1 pseudogene is annotated in these 1,125 nt (G+C 65.3%); it reads left to right on the forward strand.

The features are described from left to right. Nucleotides 1-1,119, forward strand: a pseudogene (locus A5692_RS02335) (condensation domain-containing protein); the annotation flags it as partial. Nucleotides 1,120-1,125 lie beyond the last annotated feature (6 nt).

The following is a 1,125-nucleotide window of genomic DNA, read 5'->3' on the forward strand; positions in this document are numbered from 1 at the left end:
TCCCGATTTGTGGCGTGTCCATTCGGGGCGCTGGGGTCGCGGATGTATCGCACCGGGGATTTGGTGTGTTGGGGCCCCGATGGGCAGCTGCGCTATGTGGGCCGCGTCGATGAGCAGGTCAAAATCCGTGGGTATCGCATCGAGTTGGGTGAGATCCGCACCGCCCTGGCCAATGTGGATGGGGTGGGTCAGGCGGTGGTGATTGCCCGCGAGGACCACCCCGGCGACAAGCGCCTGATCGGGTATGTCACCGAATCCCACACTGGGGCAGTCGATCCGGTCGCCATCCGCAGCCAACTCGCGGATCGGTTGCCGTCTTATATGGTGCCGGCCGCGATTGTGGTGCTTGAGGCTCTGCCGTTGACGGTCAACGGCAAACTCGACACCCGCGCCCTACCCGCCCCCGACTACACCGGTGCTCCTTATCGCGCCCCGGGTGGTCTGCTTGAGGAACTGCTGGCCGGCATCTACGCCGAGATCCTCGGCCTCGAGCGGGTGGGGGTGGACGATTCGTTTTTCGAGTTGGGTGGGGATTCGTTGTCGGCGATGCGGCTGATCGCCGCCATCAACAATTCTTTGGATGCTGACTTGTCGGTGCGGGCGGTGTTTGAGGCGCCCACCATCGCCCAGCTAGCACCCCGCATCCACGCCGGCGGTGGAGGTGGGGGTGAGCTGGCCCCGGTGGTGGCCGGCCCACGCCCGGAGCGGGTGCCGTTGTCGTTTGCCCAATCCCGATTGTGGTTCATCGACCAGCTGCTGGGCCCGTCTGCGGTCTACAACATGCCCATCGCGGTACGCCTAACGGGACCACTCGACGTGGAGGCCCTGGCGGCCGCGCTGGCCGACGTGGTGGCCCGGCATGAAAGCCTGCGCACGGTGTTCCCCGCGGTTGATGGGGTCCCCCACCAGCAGCTGATCTCGCATGAGGGGGCCGATTTCGGCTGGGACGTCGTTGATGTGACCGGGTGGACGCACGAGCGGCTCGAGGAGGCCATCGCGGCAGTAGCAGGGCATCGGTTTGATTTGGCAACCGAGATTCCGTTCCGTGCCGAGCTTTTCCGGTTGGGCTCCGATGAGTACGTGTTGGTGGCGGTGGTGCACCATATCGCTGCGGATGGCTAGTCG

Source organism: Mycobacterium sp. E342, from assembly GCF_001667665.1.
Taxonomy (GTDB): domain Bacteria; phylum Actinomycetota; class Actinomycetes; order Mycobacteriales; family Mycobacteriaceae; genus Mycobacterium.